Annotated in this window: 20 protein-coding genes; 11 read left to right on the forward strand and 9 right to left on the reverse strand. The window is 49.5% G+C overall.

Features of this window, described 5'->3' with window-relative positions; genetic code table 11:
• Window positions 1-39: 39 nt before the first annotated feature.
• Window positions 40-351, reverse strand: a complete 312-nt coding sequence (gene cyaY / locus AC3CIC_RS00270) for an iron donor protein CyaY (RefSeq protein WP_016959489.1) — start codon at window positions 349-351, stop codon at window positions 40-42.
• 74 nt (window positions 352-425) lie between these two features.
• Here cyaY and lptM point away from each other — a divergent pair, with 74 nt between their 5' ends.
• The 6 genes from lptM (at window position 426) to yigB (ending at window position 5095) form a co-directional block, all read left to right on the forward strand.
• A complete protein-coding gene (gene lptM / locus AC3CIC_RS00275; RefSeq protein WP_016959488.1) occupies window positions 426-596 on the forward strand; it encodes an LPS translocon maturation chaperone LptM in 171 nt (56 codons plus the stop codon).
• Window positions 597-620: 24 nt separating this feature from the next.
• The gene (lysA, locus tag AC3CIC_RS00280) at window positions 621-1874 is read left to right on the forward strand and encodes a diaminopimelate decarboxylase (RefSeq protein ID WP_016959487.1); all 1254 of its coding nucleotides are present in this window, start codon (window positions 621-623) and stop codon (window positions 1872-1874) included.
• A 9-nt stretch (window positions 1875-1883) separates the two neighbouring features.
• Window positions 1884-2714 carry a diaminopimelate epimerase gene (gene dapF / locus AC3CIC_RS00285; RefSeq protein WP_016959486.1) on the forward strand — a complete coding sequence of 277 codons (831 nt, stop codon included), beginning with the start codon at window positions 1884-1886 and terminating at the stop codon, window positions 2712-2714.
• Complete coding sequence (locus tag AC3CIC_RS00290; RefSeq protein ID WP_016959485.1) at window positions 2711-3385, forward strand: DUF484 family protein; 675 nt, start codon at window positions 2711-2713, stop codon at window positions 3383-3385. Before dapF ends, AC3CIC_RS00290 begins: the two co-directional genes overlap by 4 nt.
• Window positions 3382-4296, forward strand: a complete 915-nt coding sequence (xerC, locus tag AC3CIC_RS00295; protein WP_016959484.1) for a tyrosine recombinase XerC — start codon at window positions 3382-3384, stop codon at window positions 4294-4296. Before AC3CIC_RS00290 ends, xerC begins: the two co-directional genes overlap by 4 nt.
• 73 nt (window positions 4297-4369) lie before the next feature.
• Window positions 4370-5095, forward strand: a complete 726-nt coding sequence (gene yigB / locus AC3CIC_RS00300) for a 5-amino-6-(5-phospho-D-ribitylamino)uracil phosphatase YigB (protein WP_017007013.1) — start codon at window positions 4370-4372, stop codon at window positions 5093-5095.
• Here the strand turns inward: yigB and AC3CIC_RS00305 are convergent.
• Genes AC3CIC_RS00305 through AC3CIC_RS00320 form a run of 4 tightly spaced genes read right to left on the reverse strand, consistent with a single transcriptional unit; the run spans window position 5079 to window position 7440 of the window.
• Window positions 5079-5516, reverse strand: coding sequence for a DoxX family protein (locus AC3CIC_RS00305; RefSeq protein WP_488515088.1), 438 nt, complete (start codon window positions 5514-5516; stop codon window positions 5079-5081). The two genes, yigB and AC3CIC_RS00305, sit on opposite strands and share 17 nt — an antisense overlap.
• 18 nt (window positions 5517-5534) lie before the next feature.
• Window positions 5535-6290 (reverse strand): HvfC/BufC N-terminal domain-containing protein, encoded by a 756-nt coding sequence (locus tag AC3CIC_RS00310; RefSeq protein ID WP_488515089.1) that lies wholly within the window; start codon window positions 6288-6290, stop codon window positions 5535-5537.
• Entirely contained in the window at window positions 6287-7144 is an 858-nt protein-coding gene (gene bufB / locus AC3CIC_RS00315; RefSeq protein WP_017005007.1) for an MNIO family bufferin maturase, read from the reverse strand. Before bufB ends, AC3CIC_RS00310 begins: the two co-directional genes overlap by 4 nt.
• 35 nt (window positions 7145-7179) lie before the next feature.
• Window positions 7180-7440, reverse strand: a complete 261-nt coding sequence (locus AC3CIC_RS00320) for a BufA1 family periplasmic bufferin-type metallophore (RefSeq protein ID WP_016959479.1) — start codon at window positions 7438-7440, stop codon at window positions 7180-7182.
• Window positions 7441-7826: 386 nt separating this feature from the next.
• Here AC3CIC_RS00320 and uvrD point away from each other — a divergent pair, with 386 nt between their 5' ends.
• On the forward strand, window positions 7827-10004 hold the full coding sequence (uvrD, locus tag AC3CIC_RS00325) for a DNA helicase II (RefSeq protein ID WP_488515090.1): 2178 nt from the start codon (window positions 7827-7829) through the stop codon (window positions 10002-10004).
• Between the two features lie 176 nt (window positions 10005-10180).
• Here uvrD and AC3CIC_RS00330 read toward each other — a convergent pair whose 3' ends face one another.
• From AC3CIC_RS00330 to rarD, 3 genes are all read right to left on the reverse strand, one after another.
• Window positions 10181-10678 (reverse strand): DUF2780 domain-containing protein, encoded by a 498-nt coding sequence (locus AC3CIC_RS00330; RefSeq protein ID WP_016959477.1) that lies wholly within the window; start codon window positions 10676-10678, stop codon window positions 10181-10183.
• A gap of 28 nt (window positions 10679-10706) precedes the next feature.
• Window positions 10707-12479, reverse strand: a complete 1773-nt coding sequence (gene ggt, locus AC3CIC_RS00335) for a gamma-glutamyltransferase (protein ID WP_016959476.1) — start codon at window positions 12477-12479, stop codon at window positions 10707-10709.
• A gap of 166 nt (window positions 12480-12645) precedes the next feature.
• Window positions 12646-13554: an EamA family transporter RarD gene (rarD, locus tag AC3CIC_RS00340; RefSeq protein ID WP_016959475.1), complete on the reverse strand. Its 909-nt coding sequence runs from the start codon at window positions 13552-13554 to the stop codon at window positions 12646-12648.
• Window positions 13555-13836: 282 nt separating this feature from the next.
• Between rarD and recQ the strand changes: the two genes are divergently transcribed.
• From recQ to AC3CIC_RS00360, 4 genes are all read left to right on the forward strand, one after another.
• Window positions 13837-15687 carry an ATP-dependent DNA helicase RecQ gene (gene recQ / locus AC3CIC_RS00345; protein WP_026024071.1) on the forward strand — a complete coding sequence of 617 codons (1851 nt, stop codon included), beginning with the start codon at window positions 13837-13839 and terminating at the stop codon, window positions 15685-15687.
• Window positions 15680-15994, forward strand: a complete 315-nt coding sequence (locus AC3CIC_RS00350) for a DUF3630 family protein (RefSeq protein ID WP_016959473.1) — start codon at window positions 15680-15682, stop codon at window positions 15992-15994. The genes recQ and AC3CIC_RS00350 overlap by 8 nt, the downstream gene beginning before the upstream one ends.
• Before the next feature lie 171 nt (window positions 15995-16165).
• Window positions 16166-16831 (forward strand): 7-cyano-7-deazaguanine/7-aminomethyl-7-deazaguanine transporter, encoded by a 666-nt coding sequence (locus tag AC3CIC_RS00355; protein ID WP_016959472.1) that lies wholly within the window; start codon window positions 16166-16168, stop codon window positions 16829-16831.
• Between the two features lie 120 nt (window positions 16832-16951).
• Window positions 16952-17392, forward strand: a complete 441-nt coding sequence (locus AC3CIC_RS00360) for a GNAT family N-acetyltransferase (protein WP_488515091.1) — start codon at window positions 16952-16954, stop codon at window positions 17390-17392.
• 248 nt (window positions 17393-17640) lie between these two features.
• Here AC3CIC_RS00360 and elbB read toward each other — a convergent pair whose 3' ends face one another.
• Window positions 17641-18291, reverse strand: a complete 651-nt coding sequence (elbB, locus tag AC3CIC_RS00365) for an isoprenoid biosynthesis glyoxalase ElbB (RefSeq protein ID WP_017005001.1) — start codon at window positions 18289-18291, stop codon at window positions 17641-17643.
• Window positions 18292-18724: the final 433 nt, after the last annotated feature.

The raw sequence follows: 18724 nt of genomic DNA on the forward strand, positions 1-18724 counted from the left end.
GTTTGTGAGTCTTGATTTAGTGCGTAAGCAATGCGCGCTCTACCAATTGACCTCTTCGCCAGATTGTTTGCGACATTCTTGCTTGACCATTTCGCTAAACTCAACGCCTGTCTTGCTACACAGCCATTTTCCTTCTTTATAAGCGAAGTGGAAGCCACCGGATTTCGACGCCAGCCAGATCTCGGACATCGGCTCTTGACGATTAATGATGATCTGAGTGCGGTCTTCAAAATCCAGTGTCAGAACATTACCAGATGTTTCGTAATCGATATCTGCACCGCATTCATCGATACCTTCCTCGATGGCCATCCATTCTGCGTCGACAAGTTCATGGTATTCACTGGTGTTCATTGTATTCCGTCCTATTGCTTTTCAGTGTGTTGATGCGATTATAGAGGGCATTAACTTTTGGATCACTGGCATAAATGATGCGAACAACCCTGAAACTTGTTGTGCTGGCCGCAATTACCTTGCTGTCTGCATGTGGCCAACAAGGCCCACTCTATTTTCCCGAAGACGCGCCAGCGCAAAACAGTGCGCCAGCAGAAACGGGAAACACACAGGATACGCAAGCTCAGGGAACTGATCAGCCATAATATATCGGACAGGGAAGGACAACGTTGGATTACTTCAATTATCAGGATGACGGACAGCTTTGGGCAGAAGACCTGCCTTTGGCACAGTTGGCACAAGACTATGGCACCCCGCTGTACGTTTATTCTCGTGCGACGCTAGAGCGTCATTGGCATGCGTTTAATAATGCAGTTGGCGATCATCCACACCTGATTTGCTATGCCGTGAAGGCGAACAGCAACTTGGGTGTGCTCAATGTGCTTGCTCGTTTAGGCTCAGGTTTTGACATCGTTTCCCAAGGCGAGCTAGAGCGTGTGCTTGCAGCGGGTGGCGATCCGGCTAAAGTGGTTTTCTCTGGAGTGGGTAAAACTGCCCCAGAAATGGCGCGTGCGCTGTCGTTGGGTATTAAGTGTTTCAACGTGGAATCGGAAGCTGAACTTGATCGATTGAATCAAGTGGCGGGTGAACTCGGTAAAGTCGCACCTGTTAGCTTGCGTATTAACCCGGACGTAGACGCCAAAACCCACCCATATATTTCCACCGGCCTAAAAGAGAACAAGTTCGGTATTGCATTCGACCGTGCGCGTGAGGTTTACCATTACGCCCATGGCTTGCCAAATCTGGACGTACACGGTATCGATTGTCATATCGGCTCTCAGTTAACGGATCTAGCGCCATTTATTGAATCTACCGATCGCCTTTTGGGGCTGATTGATGCACTGCGTGAAGATGGTATTAACATCACTCATCTTGATGTTGGTGGTGGATTGGGCGTGACTTATCACGATGAAAAGCCACCTGAGCCATCTGACTATGCCAAGGCCTTACTAGATCGTCTCGACAATCATCAAGACATAGAGTTGGTGTTTGAACCGGGTCGTGCCATTGCCGCCAACGCTGGTGTATTGGTCACAAAAGTTGAATTTCTCAAGCACAACGCCGAGAAGAATTTTGCCATCATTGATGCGGCGATGAACGATTTACTGCGCCCTGCGTTGTATCAAGCATGGCAAGACATTGTGCCGCTTCGTCCGCGCGACGGGGAAGGCAAAACCTATGATTTGGTTGGCCCTGTGTGTGAAACAGGCGACTACTTAGGCAAAGACCGTTCCTTGGTGTTGGAAGCTGGTGACTTGCTTGCTGTGCGTTCATCAGGCGCATACGGCTTTGTGATGTCATCGAACTACAATACGCGTAGCCGTGCTGCCGAAGTGATGGTGGACGGTGAGCAAGCCCATCTGGTACGTCAGAGAGAGCCACTGGAATCACTGTGGCAGTTAGAACAGGTTTTGCCTGAATAAAGGAACCGGATGCAGATACAATTCTCGAAAATGCATGGTCTTGGCAACGACTTTATGGTGGTTGATTGCGTGACGCAAAATGCGTATTTCTCCCCGGACATGATCCGCCGTTTGGCGGACAGAAACACCGGTGTGGGTTTTGATCAGCTTTTGGTGGTCGAGCCACCTTATGATCCGGAGAGTGATTTCCACTATCGGATTTTCAATGCTGACAGCAGTGAAGTCGAGCAGTGCGGCAACGGCGCGCGCTGCTTTGCTCGTTTTGTTCGCATGAAAGGGCTGACCAATAAACATCAAATCCAAGTCAGCACTAAGTCGGGTAAAATTGTACTCAATATTGATGGTGACGATCAGGTCACGGTCAATATGGGCGAGCCTGTTTGGGAACCATCAAAAATTCCCTTCCGCGCAAACACAGAAGAAAAAACCTATATTTTACGTGTAGGCGATAAAACCTTGTTTGTTGGCGCAGTCAGTATGGGTAATCCACACTGTGTCACAGTGGTTGACGATGTGGATACGGCCGATGTTGACACCTTGGGCCCGTTGGTGGAATCCCATGAGCGCTTTCCTGAGCGTGTCAATGCAGGTTTCATGCAGGTGGTATCACGCAGTGAAATTCGTCTTCGCGTTTATGAGCGCGGCGCAGGTGAGACCCAAGCTTGTGGCAGCGGTGCCTGCGCAGCGGTGGCTGTCGGCATTGCACAAGGCTTGCTTGATGAGTCTGTACGCGTGCAATTGCCAGGCGGCGATCTACACATTCGTTGGCGTGGTCCGGGACATGCTTTGCATATGTCCGGCCCAGCTTCACATGTTTATGATGGACAAATAACAGTATGACGGAGCTTTCCAAGCTCGAAGGGCCACTGGCAAAAGCGCTTACCGACGATGCCGTGGCCAGCTATTTGAAAGACAATCCTGACTTTTTTCTTAGCCAGCTTAAATTGCTGGAGCAACTTCGACTCTCTCATCCACAACGTGGCGCGGTTTCCTTGGTTGAAATTCAGCTAAGCCGATTACGCGAACGCGTGGCTGAACTAGAAGAAGACATCACCCAATTGATGAGCATTGCTGCAGGGAATGAAAACCTGTTTCGTGCTTTCTCGCAGGCGCACAAAGCTTTGTTTGCCGCCAGTCGTGAGCAGGATATTCATCAGGCGTTACGTACTTTAGCCTCGTCGCTGCAGCTCTCAGTTAGCTTGCGTTTTTACGATGTTGGCCATCATGCCTTGAACAAAAAAAGTGTCGACGCAATAAAAGCGGCGCATTTTTGCGGTCAGCATGTTTACTTGGGTCGTCTTCGTAAAGCCGATGGTGAACTATTTGTTAGTCACGCACCAGAGCTAGGCTCTTATGCATTAGTACCTGTTTACAAGGGGAAAGAGCTAGGCTTTTTGTCGTTTGCCAGCAAAGATGGCGGACACTTTCAGCCCAGCATGGACACCCTGTTTGTTGAGCAAATTGCAGAGCACATCGCTATTCTTCTTACCAAGTGGCAGTCAGACGAATGAGCCTGCTGTCGGCCTTGGAAAAACCACTGGCGCGATTTTTTGATTACATGATTCGTGAGCGGGGCTTAAGTCGCTATACCGAGTCTAATTACCGCCAACAATTGACCGCTTGCGCCACATTTTTGCAGGATTCGGGTGTGACTCAATGGCAGGATGTCGATGCCGGCTGGGTGCGTCAAATTGCCTCGCAAGCCAAGCGTGAACGCCTAAAGCCGGGCAGCATTGCTCTGCGTTTATCTGCTCTTCGTAGTTTCTTTGATTTTATGATTGTCGATGGTGCTTTGGGTGCAAATCCAGCCAAAGGTGTGGCAGCGCCCAAACAAGGGCGCACCTTGCCAAAAAATCTTGATGTGGATGAAATCAACCAACTGCTTTCTGTCGATTCTGACGACCCCTTAGCGGTGCGCGATCGCGCCATGATGGAGTTGATGTATGGTGCGGGGCTGCGTTTATCTGAGCTTACCGGCCTAAATCTTCGAGATGTGGCGGTGCGAAAAGGCGATCTTCGCGTCATCGGTAAGGGCGATAAAGAACGTATCGTCCCGTTTACTGGCATGGCCAAAGAGTGGCTGATTAATTGGATAAAAGTGCGCAATCTGTTGTTGAAAGGACCAGAAAATGCACTGTTTATTTCTAAATTAGGAAGCCGAATCTCGGCGCGAAGCGTACAAAAACGTATGGCTGAGTGGGGACAAAAGCAAGCGGTGAATAGCCACATTAATCCGCACAAACTCAGACATAGCTTTGCAACGCATATGTTGGAGTCATCCGGTGATCTGCGCGCTGTTCAAGAGTTGCTGGGGCATGCAGACTTGTCGACGACACAGGTCTATACCCATTTGGACTTCCAGCATCTTGCCAAAGTCTACGATGCAGCGCATCCCAGAGCGCGTAAACGAAAAAGCGATTAGCCCCCCCAGATCTTGATCTGGTGAGCACTGTGATCGAGTGAATACAGGCAACGGAACGAGAAGAGGAACGCGCATGAAGTTTTACCGCAGATGGCAACCCGTCTCAGCACTGACCTTTGATCTGGATGATACCTTGTACGACAACCGTGTGGTGATTGTACGCGCAGAGCAACAGTTGCTGGATTGGCTAGCCTCGCATTGCCCGCCGATGGAAGCATTTAGCTGGGCGTTATGGCAGGAAATTCGCCAGCAGGTGATGGAGCAAGATCCTCGCTTGGTAGGGTTTGTCACAGAGATTCGACGAGCGCAGATCAAATTTGCCGCCACTCGTTGTGGTCTGAGCGACTTTGCAGCGCAACAACTTGCCAATGACGCCGTTGAGTTCTTTCTTTTCGAGCGCAGCAACTTTTCCGTGCCAGATGAAGCCATTGAAACCTTGGCGGCATTAGCGGCAAATTACCCACTTTTGGCGATCACCAATGGCAATGTTGATTGTGATCGGCTGGGGCTGACGCCGTATTTTATGCATGTTCTGCAAGCCGGACCTGACGGGAAAGCCAAGCCTGACTTGGCTATGTTTACTAAAGCGAAACACTTGCTGGATGTTGATCCTGAGAACATTTTGCATGTTGGCGATCATTTAAAAGCGGATGTGCGCGGCGCGAAACTGGCAGGATTTAAGGCGTGCTGGATTAACGAAACAAAACAGCCGCTGACAAAGCAGCGGCATGCAACATTACTTCCGGATGTGGAGATCTCCCATCTGAGTCAGCTTTTGACTCTTACCCGCGCTGTTTAAGTTTATTGTCGAGTGCCAGTAAACCCGGCCCCCACACGGTGGTGACTAAGAGCATCACGCCCCACATTTGGTGGTCGAAGAAGCCTTTATCCCAAAGGGCGGGGTAAGACACAACTGCGACAATATTGAAAACGAACAGTGCAAAAGCCGCAGGGCGAGTTAACAAACCTAATAGTAAAAATACAGGCAGGATAAGTTCCGCTGCCGTCCCCAAGTATGCCGCCATTTCCCAAGGCAATACCGGTACCTGATATTCATACTCAAAGAGGTATAGCGTACTGTCCCAGCTTGCGATTTTGGTCTGTCCTGCACGGAAAAACACCCATGCCACCCAAAGACGACTCATCAGCAGCAATACCGGAGCGAGGGGCTTGAGCGCGGACGCAAAAATGTCGTCCAATTTGGTAATAACTGAAAGCATGCGCGATGTCCTTTTTTCTTATGGCGTGTGAGCGAGAGTAAAGTCAGTAAACACGCCACGCTGCATGGCGCTGGCGACGTGTTGCAATAAATGAGGAGCAATATCGCCAAACGGCGATTGCTCGCAAGCGACGATTAATGTGGCTTCTTCGGCATCAAGCAACGTGATTTCTAGCGTGTTATGACGGCGTTGAACGAGCGCCGCCTCGGAATTAAGAGGGTCAAGCGATTGCAGCGCCGCTTCATCATGATGGGTGATTGCTTGCCAAATGCTGCAGATGGCGAAATGGCTTTGCATCACTTTGGCTGTGGGGGATACCTGGAGCTGGATATTGCCAAAATCTTCAGGTGTCACTAGCGCTAAGGCATCCACTGGAAACGGCATTTTCGTTATCGTCGCCTGACTGACCGTTTGAATATGCCACTCTAGTGTCGCGATATCGGCAAGATAAGGGACAGCTTCGATGATGTTGGGCAATGACGTCATTGTCTTGTCAAACCCTTCGCCATAACGATCGGCACAGGCATTATTCATTGGCGTGGTCAGCACGTGCTGGCGAGCAATGGCAGCAAAGCACTCCTCACCCACCAGTGCATTGACCACGGGGTAAGCCACGCCGAGGCATTCAGTTAATGTCATCACGAAGTTGTTGCGATAAACCTGCAATAGCGCATCGGGTGTTGTGACGCCTTGAGCAACCGGCAATTGGTGCGGCTGATAGTGCAGCGCGTCACTAAACTGTCGCTGCAGAGAAGCTAAGTCTGGCGATGTCATGATGCCACCTCTCGCAAGGGGCCATAATATAGCGCCTTTAAGATGGCATCGGCTTTCGCCGCTTCCGCCAGCAGCACCTCGGGTGTTGGAATGTCTCTATCCCACTCAATCAAGGTGTGTCGCGGCCCGTTTGCGGCGATCCATTGATGATAAAGCGCCCATACTGGCTCAGAAACTGGCTGGCTGTGAGTATCAATCCAAATTTCACCCTCGGGCAGCGGATTAACGACATAGCCTGCCAAATGGATTTCTTTCACCCACTCAGGATCAATGGCGGCTAAGTATTGCTGTGCGTCAAAGCCATGATTAAAGGCACTGACATGCACGTTATTCAGATCGAGCAGTAATCCGCAGCCAGTGCGTCTGGCGACTTCGGCCAGAAACTCCCATTCAGGAATGGTTGAGTGGTTAAAGCTCAAGTAACTCGATGGGTTTTCCACCAGAATCTGTCGACTGAGGTGATCTTGTGTGATGTCGACATTGGCACAAAACACATCCAGTGCTTCTTCGGTGTAAGGAAGAGGCAGTAAATCATTAAAATATTCGCCATTTACCGAACTCCAACTGAGGTGCTCAGAGACGAATAAGGGATCGATCTCATCAACTAATCGTTTGAGTCGACGCAAGTGGTCGCGGTTTATCGGGTCGGTTGACCCTAATGACAAACCCACGCCATGACAGCTAATCGAATATTGGCGTCGCAAGGTATCTAACGCCTGAAAAGCATCAGAATCAGGCTGGAAAAAGTTCTCGCTGTGTACTTCTAACCATCCTATATCCGGGGATTGATTGATGAAGTGCTCATGATGTGGATGCCTTAGCCCCACGCCAATCCAAGGAGAAACTTTTTCCATGCCTAACCCCTGTTTCGATTAAGACGTTACTCTGATTAAGAGGCCGATTTAGCGCTGCCTGACAGGCGGTCACATAGGCCTTGAGGCACGACGATAAACGCATCTTTTTGGGCATCTTTGGTTGATGTACCCGCACAAGAACTGGTCGCCGTTGCGCAGTCGTTTTTACCCGCTTTTGCGACACCGTAGCATTTCTCTTTTTCTGCAGCCTGGGCAGGCGTTGTCGTCAAAGTGGTTGCACCCACAGCAAGCAGACTGGTAATAGCAGCAGCGACAGCAAAATTAGTCTTTTTCATGTCAATTCCTCATTGTAAGGACGGAGGTCCTTAGGATTATCAATTGATTAAAGAAAGAGCCGTCTTCAATAACGTGCTCACCTAAAAGGATAGGTTGAGTGAATGAAAACTTTCGCTGTTGCGGTTATTTTTTAATTAAAAATAACCAATGACGAACCAAGATGTGAATTAAAGTGTTGATATATATGAATTTTGTTTGGTTTGAATCATCATTTTTATAAAAGTATGAGAGAGAAACCTGGATTGGTGAAAGGAGCGGAGTAAGGCGGCGTTAATATCGGGGTGTATGTTGGTCTTTGCCCCAGAATTTTGGTGTTAGGTTCGCACCTGAAAGTCACTTGGGTATATAATCCTCAACCAGTGTATAAATAACCAGTGAATGAACGATGGACGTATCCTACCTGATTGACGGTCTTAACGACAAACAACGCGAAGCCGTGGCCGCGCCGCTCGGCAACTATCTGGTACTCGCTGGCGCGGGTAGTGGCAAAACCCGAGTGCTTGTTCATCGCATTGCCTGGTTGATGAAAGTGGAGCATGCCTCGCCGTTTTCAGTACTGGCGGTGACTTTTACCAATAAAGCGGCAGCGGAGATGCGTGGGCGTATCGACCAACTGATGCAGGGGACGTCATCAGGATTGTGGTGCGGTACCTTCCATGGCTTGTGTCACCGTATTCTGCGTGCTCACCATCTTGATGCGAATTTACCGCAAGATTTTCAAATTCTGGATTCTGACGATCAACAGCGTCTGCTGCGTCGCTTGATAAAAGCACAAAACCTTGATGAGAAACACTGGCCTGCGCGTCAAGCATCGTGGTACATCAATGCCAAAAAAGACGAGGGCTTACGGCCACATCATATTGATGCGCAGTTCGATCCCGTCGAAAAAACCTGGTTACGTGTTTATAGCGCTTATCAAGAAGCGTGTGACCGTTCAGGACTGGTGGATTTCGCGGAACTTTTGCTGCGTTGCCACGAGTTGTTACGAGATAAAACCCATATTCGTGAGCACTATCAGGCGCGTTTTCAGCATATTTTGGTCGACGAGTTCCAAGATACCAACAACATTCAATACGCTTGGCTGCGCATGATGGCTGGCACGCAAGCCAATGTGATGATTGTGGGCGATGACGATCAGTCTATCTACGGCTGGCGTGGCGCTAAGATCGAAAACATTCAACGCTTCCTTGATGAGTTTGCTGGCGCGAAGACCATTCGTCTTGAGCAGAACTACCGTTCCACGGGCAACATTTTGAAGGCGTCAAACCATCTGATCACCAACAACTCGGAACGTATGGGTAAGAGCCTGTGGACCGACGGTCACGAAGGTGAATTGATTTCCGTATACAGTGCATTTAATGAGTTGGATGAGGCTCGCTTTGTTGTCGGTAAAATCAAATCTTGGCATGACGAAGGCGGCGCATTGAACGATTGCGCCATGCTCTATCGCAACAACGCCCAATCTCGCGTGCTGGAAGAGGCTTTGATTCAAACAGGGCTGCCTTATCGAATTTATGGTGGTATGCGATTCTTTGAACGTCAGGAAATCAAAGATGCGCTGGCATACCTGCGTTTGATGGCGAACCGTTTTGATGACGCAGCCTTTGAGCGTGTGATTAACACACCAACACGTGGAATGGGCGATCGCACCTTGGAAACCATTCGTTTGGCGGCGCGTGATCGTGGCGCGACCATGTGGGAAGCCAGTACTCAGTTATTGGAAGAGCAAGTGTTGGCGGGACGTGCCGCTAACTCACTGCGTCGTTTTGTTGAATTGGTCAATGCGCTAGAAGACGAGACGCGTGAGATGGCGCTGTTCCAGCAAACCGATTACGTGATCCAACATTCGGGCTTGCGCGCGATGTACGAAGCCGAAAAAGGCGAGAAAGCGCAGGCACGTATTGATAACTTGGAAGAACTTGTCACCGCAACCCGCCAGTATGAAGCGCCGGAAGAGGTGCAAGAAGACATGACGCCGCTATCGGCCTTCTTGTCTCATGCTGCCTTGGAAGCTGGTGAAGGGCAGGCGGATGAATTTGATGATGCCGTGCAGCTGATGACACTTCACAGCGCCAAAGGGTTGGAATTCCCGTTGGTGTTTATGGTCGGTGTGGAAGAGGGCATGTTCCCGAGCCAAATGTCATCCGAAGAAGCGGGGCGCCTCGAAGAAGAGCGTCGCCTTTGCTACGTGGGTATGACGCGCGCCATGAAAAAGCTGTTTATCACCCATGCTGAAATGCGCCGTGTGTATGGCAAGGACATGTTCCACAAAGCGTCACGCTTCATTCGTGAATTGCCTGAAGAGTGCCTAGAAGAAGTGCGTATGCGCGCCAAGGTCTCGCGTCCCGCTGCGGCGAGTGGTCGTTTCTCTCAAACGCAGACTCAGCAGAATTTCAATCAAACGGGCTTTAATCTCGGCCAGCGTGTTCAGCATCCAAAATTTGGTGAAGGTACGATCATCAATTTTGAAGGCAGCGGCAATCAAAGCCGTGTGCAGGTCGCCTTTAATGGCGAAGGGATCAAGTGGTTGGTGACACAATATGCCAAGCTAGAAGCGATGTAACGGCAGACACTGTTAAGCGCCATGCTCTAAAAGCCAAAAGCCAAAAGCCAAAAGCAAAACGTTAAGGCATGGAAAAACGACAGTAAAAAGAAGGGGTGGCTTAGGCCACCCCTTCTTTTTCGTCTGTTGGTTCTTGTATCGCACTCAAGTTAAAGAGAATGGAAACAAGAGACAGATTATTTTGCTGCGCCCCAAGCGTCCGTCAAACCGCTAATGAGCGATTCGCTGGCGCCTTCACCGGTCAAATACTTGAGTATCACTGGGGCAAATTTTTGTACCATGCCTGGATCTAAGCCAAGTACACCGAAGACTTTGTCGACGGACTCTAAGTTGCCAAGGTTACTGGCGAGATCGTCTGGAATCATCCCCGTCAAAGAATCCATGCCCGGCACCATCTTGAGTAACTCACCGCTTTGTTCTTCCCCTAGGGATTGGTAAGCCATGGCAAGTAGGGCTCCCGCACCGCCTGCTGCTTGCTTGTCATTGACGCCAAGATCTGTCGACAGCAACGACGTGAGTGGGTTATCTGCCGTTTTTGTGTCTACGCCATTGAGTAAATTACTGGCTTCTTTGTTCGCTTCACCTAGTAGGCTGTCCAAGCTAAGCGCTTGAGCAGGTACTGCTGCTGTTGCGAGAATGGCACAAAGTGCCATCGTATTGATTTTACGTAACATTCATATTCTCCTGAGGGGGCTTAACGGGTTACTGTGCAGTGACCAGCCCTTCGCGCCTTGGGTCGGCACCGCCTTCCAGTGCACCACTGTCGATAACAATACCGTGAATGCCTGATGTTAAGTCACGAATATTGACGTTATATCCCATTTCTTCAAGTGCAGGTTTGAAACTTTCTGCATCCGTCCCTGCCTCGAGATCAAAAGTGCCAAAGCGATTGACGAGATGCGGTAAGTCGATGGCTGATTGAATGTCTAAACCCCAATCAAGATGCGCGACCAGTGTTTTGGCAACATAACCGATGATGCGACTGCCACCCGGTGAGCCTACCGCCATGTATGGTTTACCATCACGCATGACAATGGTGGGCGCCATGGATGAACGGGGGCGTTTACCCGGCTCAATGCGGTTTGCGATAGGCACGCCGTCTTTTTGTGTGGCAAAGGAGAAATCCGTTAACTCGTTGTTGAGCAAGAAACCACGGGTCATTAAGCGCGAGCCAAAGCCGTTTTCAATGGTGGTGGTGATGGAGACAATGTTGCCCGCTTTATCCACAATGGAAAAATGGCTGGTGGATGGCAGTTCGATGGATTGATCGTCGGCCAATGCCGGCGCTTTCATCGCATGGCTAAATTGTGGCATGCCGGGGGACACATCAGTCATGGCACCTTCAGCAGGGATCAATGCCGCGCGTGCTTTCAAGTATTCGGGTGCTAACAAGCCTTCGGTTGGCACTGGCACATAGTCAGTGTCTGCGATATAGCGTCCGCGGTCGGCAAATGCCAAACGAGAGGCATCACCCATTAAACGCCAGCTTTCAGGGGAGTCTTTGCCGAGGTCTTTCAGTGGGAAGTTGCTCAAAATGCCAAGGATTTGCCCAACGGTAATCGCGCCTGAGGTCGGCGGTCCCATGCCGCAGACTCGATATTGACGATAAGGGGCGCAGACAGGTTGGCGTTCAACAATGCGGTAATCGGCCAAATCTTTTTTACTCAATACGCCGGGGTTGCCCGCCGCGTTTTGGACGGTCGCGACAATGTCATCAGCGATGGGGCCTTGGTAGAAGTTGTCGACATCCTCTGCCACCATTTTCAAGGTGCTGGCGTATTCGAGGTTCACTAAACGATCGCCAATGCTCAGAGGGTTACCGTTGTCGTCAAAGAAATATTGGTGAGTCGCAGGGTAGCGGCGCAGCCTATCAGCATCGCCTTCAATCAGCGCCGCTAAACGCGGTGACACCTCAAAACCGGCTTGTGCCAGTTCAATAGCCGGAGTGAGCACGGCGCGCCAAGACAGGTCGCCATACTTAGCGTGGGTATCATGCATTAAACGCAATGTACCCGGCGTGCCGACGGACAGCCCACCAACGACGGCGTCATAGAATTTCAAAGGCTGACCATTGTCATCAAGAAATAGTGTTGGCGTTGCTGCCATTGGCGCGGTTTCACGCCCGTCAAACGTGGTTAAGGCTTGAGCCTTATTATCCCAATACACCAAAAAAGCACCGCCACCAATGCCAGAGCTTTGCGGTTCAACCAAGCCCAGCACGGTTTGCACCGCGACCATGGCATCAATCGCATTGCCGCCTTTTTTTAGAATGGACTCGGCGGCTTTGCTGGCATGAGGATTGGCCGACGCCACCATCCATTGCGTGCCTTTTACGCTCTTTCGCATCACGCTGCCTGTGGCAAGTTCGGGCGCGATAGCATCGGTGATTTGACCTTCAGCAGTCGCGTTGGCAGTCCCTGTCATCATCAAGCTAAGTGCCAATGCGGACAAGAGTCGAGTCGGGGGCTTTTTCATTCTAATTCCTTTTAACGCACGAACGGTTAGCCTCTGAGTATAGTTCGCTAATGAGCGAGAAGTGTGTCGGATTAACGAGGCAGGATGTCAATTTTTCTCTGTGAAGGCAGAAGGATAGAAAAATATTGCGGGTATAAAAAAAACGGCACCTTGCGGTGCCGAAATATCAAGATGGAGTGTTTAACTTGCGCTTTTTCTTTTGTTGTCTGACTGCGTCAAACGTGAAGATAGCCAGCGCTGTCCAGATAAAGGCAAAGGTGGTGGCCTTATCCGCGGTGAACGGTTCGGTATAAATGCCCACGGCCAAAAAAAACATAATGGTTGGGCCGATGTATTGGAAAAAGCCCAGTGTTGATAAGCGCAATTTGGTGGCTGCGCCGTTAAAGCACAACAATGGCAAGGTCGTGACGATACCTGCGGCGATCAGTAGTAGGTTCATGCTCCAACTGTTGTCGAGCATGTTTGAGGTCGCGCTGTCGGCAATAAAGAGTAAATAGATTGCTGACGCTGGCAATAACACCGCGGTTTCAATGAACAGTCCGGTGGCTGCATCCACATTGATTTTCTTTCGCAACAGACCGTAGCAGCCAAAACTGCCCGCCAACACCAACGCAACCCAAGGCAATGAGCCAAAAGTGATAACTTGAATAGCCACACCAGAAAAGGCCAGTGCCACGGCGACCCATTGCAATCGTCGGAAGCGTTCGCCGAGAAATACCATGCCTAACACCACATTAAAGAGTGGGTTGATGAAGTAGCCAAGGCTTGCGTCTAACATGAGGTTGTTGCCCACGGCCCATATGAAAATGAGCCAGTTGGCGGCAATAACCACGGCAGTAACGGTTAAAAGTGCTAAACGCTTGGTATCTTTGAGTAGCAGTTTTACGCGGGCAAAGCTGCCACTCATTTTCACTATGATGGCGAGAAAGAAAAACGACCACAGCACACGGTGCATCACGACTTCCAATGCTGGGACGTCAGTTAACGCTTTAAAGTAGATCGGGGCAATACCCCACATGCTATAGGCGCCAATGGCGAGAAATATGCCTCGGCGGGTTTGTTGCGCATCATTCACTGCAAGATCTCAACATACAAATTACGACAAAGAGCAAAAACCGCCTAAAGGCGGCGCGGGCAGCGAAAAATAAGGGGTATTGATGGCTTATCTAGCGTGGTAGTGCTGAATGGTCATCAAATATAAACGGTTTAGCTGCATCAATCAGTATATGGAGGATGTATCGCTAAGCACACCTTAAAGGTGACATATTGATGAGAAAATCGTGTGCAACAACGGCATGGCTTTCAACATTGGCGAAGGGCGTTTAGAATGAGCGCCAATTCATTGAAGAGAGGCATCATGACCGTCACTGATTCTGCCGCGCAAACGCTGGAACTGGCACAAGACGAATCTGTTTTGCAGTCGGTGTTTGGCTATCACAGCTACCGAGACGGTCAGAAGGAAGTCATTGATGCCGCTATCGCGGGTCAAGACTGCCTTGTCATCATGCCAACGGGTGGCGGTAAAAGCCTGTGCTACCAAATTCCTGCTTTGGTGCGCGATGGCTTGACGATTGTTATCTCTCCGCTTATTTCGCTGATGAAAGATCAGGTCGACCAACTGCTTGCGAACGGCGTGCAAGCGTCGTGTATTAACTCCTCCATGCTCCCAGAAGCACAAGCAGCAACATGGCAAGCACTGCGCGAGGGTAACCTCTCGCTTTTATATGTCTCGCCTGAGCGCGTGTTGATGCGTGACTTTATCGAACGTTTGCAAGCAGTGAAGATTGCTCTGATCGCCGTGGATGAAGCGCACTGTATCTCTCAATGGGGACACGATTTTCGTCCCGAATATGCGCAACTGGGTAGCCTAAAACAGCATTTCCCGAATGTGCCTGTGATGGCGCTGACCGCCACCGCGGATGACGCCACGCGTCAGGATATTTGTTCGCGTCTTGCGTTGGATGCTCCGCACTCTTTCCTTGGTAGTTTTGATCGCCCCAATATTCGCTACACCTTGGTGGAAAAGCATAAGCCGCTGGCGCAATTGACCCAGTTTCTCGCCGGGCAAAGCGGACAAAGCGGCATCATTTATTGCAGCAGCCGCAAGAAGGTCGAGCAGGTGGCCGAAAAGCTGTGCGATCAAAATTTACGCGCAGCGGCCTATCATGCAGGCATGAGCAATGAACAACGCGCTTGGGTACAAGAAGCCTTTCAGCGCGATGACGTGCAAATTGTGGTGGCAACGGTTGCGTTCGGCATGGGGATTAATAAACCCAATGTGCGTTTTGTGGTTCACCATGATATTCCACGCAACATCGAATCCTATTATCAGGAAACGGGGCGTGCTGGGCGTGATGGTTTGCCCGCCGAAGCGGTGATGTTTTATGACCCGTCGGATATCGGCTGGTTGCATCGCTGTTTGGAAGAAAAGCCAGAAGGGCCACAGAAGCAGGTGGAAAGTCACAAGCTTAATGCCATGGGCGCGTTTGCTGAGGCGCTAACCTGTCGCCGTCTGGTGTTATTGAATTACTTTGGTGAATATCGCGAGAAACCCTGCGGTAACTGCGATATTTGCCTAGATCCGCCCACGCTGTTTGACGGTACAGAGCAAGCGCAAAAAGCCCTGTCATGTGTGTATCGCGTGAATCAGAGCTTTGGTGTGGGTTACACGGTTGAAGTGCTGCGCGGTATGCAAAACCAGCGCATCAAAGAGCACGGGCACGAGAAGATCAGCACTTATGGACTGGGCAAAGACCACAGTCATGAGTATTGGGTCAGCATTTTCCGTCAGCTGATCCATCGCGGTTACCTGATGCAAAACATTGCACGAAGTTCTGTGCTGCAACTGACTGAAGAAGCACGTCCTGTCTTGCGCGGAGAAACATCGCTTGAACTTGCCGTGCCAAGGCTCGGTCTGTCACCACGCAGTAAAGCCGATAAGCTTGGCAAACGCAATTACGACAAAAAGCTGTTCGCCAAACTCCGTAAATTGCGCAAAGCGATTGCAGACAAAGAAGACATCCCGCCGTATGTGGTGTTTAACGATGCCACTTTGATTGAAATGGCAGAAATGATCCCGACCTCGCAAGGTGAATTGCTGGCGGTCAATGGCGTGGGTCAGCGCAAGCTAGAAAAATACGGCCATGTATTTTTGGACGTGATTGAAGATCACATCACGCTCGACACGGATGATGCGAGTTATGGATAAACCACGATTTAGGTTATCGCATTTTGACGCCAATGAAGGGCGTTTGGTGTTAGCCGCGGATGGGATGGATTTCGACAACGCAGAAGCCATGCTAGATAGGTTTTGCCAACTGATTGATGCCAACGCGCAGGATAAGCAAACCGATGCCGATCTGCACACATGGTTGGTCGACTTTGAAGGCGTCACCTTTATGCTCAAAGCTGAGCATTACAGTGCCAGTGTGTGGTTAGAGCGCCTTGGTAAAGAAGGCGATGAAGAACTACTGTTTTTGCATCGCTGGTTAAGTAGACAACTCGCCTTTTCGTGATACCACGGCGACGCGACGACAGTTGGCAAGCCAAAAAAATGCTGTATAATTCGCCACCTTCTTTGCGTTATGCAACTGCACCGCGAAGCAGCAAAATACGGTGTCGAGTAGAATACTCGGCATAATAAGTACGTTTGGGTTCCCTCGCCCCCAATGACAAAAAGGTTCCAAATGAGCACTTTTACGCCCGCGCAACAGCGCAACGCCCTTTCCTATTTGGTGGTTTTCCACCTCGTTATCATTGCGTCTAGCAATTATCTGGTACAGCTGCCGTTCACCATTTTTGGTTTTCACACCACATGGGGCGCATTTACCTTTCCGTTTATCTTTCTGGCGACCGATCTGACTGTTCGTATTTTCGGTGCAGGCATGGCACGTAAGATCATTTTCAGCGTGATGGTGCCATCACTGTTGATCTCTTATGTGTTGTCGGTGTTGTTCTATCAAGGACAGTATCAAGGACTCGCGCACCTCACGGAGTTTAACCTCTTTGTGGCGCGTATTGCCGTGGCAAGCTTCATGGCTTATATGCTTGGTCAGATCCTCGATATTCATGTGTTCAATCGCCTACGCCAGACAAAAAAATGGTGGGTAGCACCTAGCTGTTCAACCGTGTTTGGTAACGCGCTTGATACCTTGGCCTTCTTTGCCATCGCGTTTTACAACAGCCCTGATGCCTTCATGGCGGCTAACTGGACGGAAATCGCCATTGTCGATTACGTCTTTAAGCTCATCATAAGCCTTGGCCTGTTTGTACCTATGTATGGCGTGTTGTTGAATTATCTTGTTGGTCGCATGACCAAGGTTAACGAGACTGCACAGGCCAAGCTGGTTTAGCGTCTGCCTGCATATAAGATTGAGGGTGATAGAGCCGATCGTTTGATCGGCTTTTTTTTTGTCTGTTCGCCTATACTCGGAGAAAAAGCACATGAGTGCTGATCAAATAAGGATATACCCATGATCATTCGAGAGGGGACGCTGGCCGATGCCATCAACGTACTTGGTCAAATTGATGAATTTTCCCGTGAGGAAACGCTGGCTTCATTAAAAAAACGCATTGGTGATAAGCCTTTTTTGGTGCTGATTGCAGAACAAGATGGGGAAAGCTGTGGGGTGAAAGTGGGTTATCAATTGGATGAAGATTGTTTCTATAGCTGGCTAGGTGGCGTCACCCGTAAAGGTCGCCGTCGTGGTATCGCACAGGCGCTGTTGCATTCGCAAGAGCGCTGGGTCGCTCAACATGGCTACACCAGCTTGCGTGTGAAATCGCGTAATTGCTTTGCGGGCATGCTTTGTTTGCTACTCAATAACCATTACTTGATTGAGCACTTAGAGAAAAAAGACTCACTGGATCAATACCGCCTGCATTTTGTGAAGAAAATCACACATTATGAATGAGCAAAAATAAAGCAGTAATAATAACTTGTAAACGCTAATGAGAATGATTATTATTTATTTTGTTCGATGGCGAAGGCAATCTTCACCAGAGAACACACGACATTGCTCACATTGCTTCCAGTAAATGTATTTGCATGAATCTGCTTACGTAGTGCAGTTTTCTGATGCAGGCGACGCCAACTCGGCGTCGCTTTTTTCTTTCTTCTACTTCTTCTTCGCTTTTTTACTCATGTCATATCAAACGTCTTTCACGCCATATCAACGAGTTTATCGACCAGTTTATTGATCCCAGAAGCCGCTTCACTCACCGATGTAGCAAGCATATAGGCAGGAGTGGAAAGCAAGCGTCGGCTTTGATCAAGCACGAAGTCATCAACGGGACAATTAACATGTTCACCGCCCATGGCATTAAATGCTGCTGCCGTCTCGGGGTCTGTTCCTATGGTCCCTTTCGCGCCTGGGCCATACACCTTTGGTATCAAGATCGGGGAAATACAAATATAGCCCGCTGGTTTTTCAGCGCTTGCGAACGCTTTACAAACACGCAGAACGTCTTCTTGAATGCTCATGGATACGCCTGTGTTGGCAAAATCACTGAGATTTTTTGCTACACCAAAACCGCCAGGTAAGAGCAGGGCATCAAAGTCATCCGGGTTCAACGTGGATATTGGGGCAATATCGCCACGACAAATACGCGCAGCTTCTTGCAAGGCGTTACGTGTGTCGCCTGATTCCTCGCCAGCATGGTGGTTAATGACATGAAATTGCTCTTCATCAGGCGCAAAGCAATACCAGCTTGCACCCGCTTGCTCTATCGCAAGAAGCGACAACACAGACTCTTGAATTTCCGAACCATCATAAAAACCACATCCTGACAGGATGACAGCCACCTTTTTCATAAATGTGTCCTCGTTGCAAGAAATCACCTTGCGGCGAAAGCGTGGATCGCCGCCGAGTTAATAGCCAGATCAAGCGTAGTCTATGAGCAAAACGATGGTGATTTGAATTCACGCTGATCACAACCTTAGAGAACGGTATTGTAAAAGATACAAGGTTGCTTTGATCGATGGTCAATTTCTTTTTCCACAGTCGATGATCTCCGCACGATCCTGATCCGGATCAATGACTTAGAGTTAAGTGCATAAAAACAAAAGATATATTTTTTGATTTTGTGCGTTTTTCACACATGATCTTAATTGCCAAAAATAAATACTAACAAAGTTATCCACAGCGAAAGGTGGGTGTCATGGGCGGGAAAGTGTTTATGCACAGGGCAATTTGATAATGAGTCTGTAGGTCGATATGAAAATAAATGTGAGGGTATGAATCGAA

It is taken from the genome of Enterovibrio sp. QJM3NY_24 (assembly GCF_057786035.1).

Bases quoted from the DNA above. Each gene is read 5' to 3' on its own strand.
- xerC (WP_016959484.1), top strand. From the start codon at position 3,382: ATGAGCCTGCTGTCGGCCTTGGAAAAACCACTGGCGCGATTTTTTGAT.
- AC3CIC_RS00360 (WP_488515091.1), top strand. From the start codon at position 16,952: ATGATCATTCGAGAGGGGACGCTGGCCGATGCCATCAACGTACTTGGT.
- bufB (WP_017005007.1), bottom strand. From the start codon at position 7,144: ATGGAAAAAGTTTCTCCTTGGATTGGCGTGGGGCTAAGGCATCCACAT.
- AC3CIC_RS00305 (WP_488515088.1), bottom strand. From the start codon at position 5,516: ATGCTTTCAGTTATTACCAAATTGGACGACATTTTTGCGTCCGCGCTC.
- dapF (WP_016959486.1), top strand. From the start codon at position 1,884: ATGCAGATACAATTCTCGAAAATGCATGGTCTTGGCAACGACTTTATG.
- elbB (WP_017005001.1), bottom strand. From the start codon at position 18,291: ATGAAAAAGGTGGCTGTCATCCTGTCAGGATGTGGTTTTTATGATGGT.
- AC3CIC_RS00290 (WP_016959485.1), top strand. From the start codon at position 2,711: ATGACGGAGCTTTCCAAGCTCGAAGGGCCACTGGCAAAAGCGCTTACC.
- AC3CIC_RS00330 (WP_016959477.1), bottom strand. From the start codon at position 10,678: ATGTTACGTAAAATCAATACGATGGCACTTTGTGCCATTCTCGCAACA.
- AC3CIC_RS00355 (WP_016959472.1), top strand. From the start codon at position 16,166: ATGAGCACTTTTACGCCCGCGCAACAGCGCAACGCCCTTTCCTATTTG.
- recQ (WP_026024071.1), top strand. From the start codon at position 13,837: ATGACCGTCACTGATTCTGCCGCGCAAACGCTGGAACTGGCACAAGAC.
- uvrD (WP_488515090.1), top strand. From the start codon at position 7,827: ATGGACGTATCCTACCTGATTGACGGTCTTAACGACAAACAACGCGAA.
- AC3CIC_RS00320 (WP_016959479.1), bottom strand. From the start codon at position 7,440: ATGAAAAAGACTAATTTTGCTGTCGCTGCTGCTATTACCAGTCTGCTT.
- AC3CIC_RS00350 (WP_016959473.1), top strand. From the start codon at position 15,680: ATGGATAAACCACGATTTAGGTTATCGCATTTTGACGCCAATGAAGGG.
- yigB (WP_017007013.1), top strand. From the start codon at position 4,370: ATGAAGTTTTACCGCAGATGGCAACCCGTCTCAGCACTGACCTTTGAT.
- AC3CIC_RS00310 (WP_488515089.1), bottom strand. From the start codon at position 6,290: ATGACATCGCCAGACTTAGCTTCTCTGCAGCGACAGTTTAGTGACGCG.
- ggt (WP_016959476.1), bottom strand. From the start codon at position 12,479: ATGAAAAAGCCCCCGACTCGACTCTTGTCCGCATTGGCACTTAGCTTG.
- lptM (WP_016959488.1), top strand. From the start codon at position 426: ATGATGCGAACAACCCTGAAACTTGTTGTGCTGGCCGCAATTACCTTG.
- cyaY (WP_016959489.1), bottom strand. From the start codon at position 351: ATGAACACCAGTGAATACCATGAACTTGTCGACGCAGAATGGATGGCC.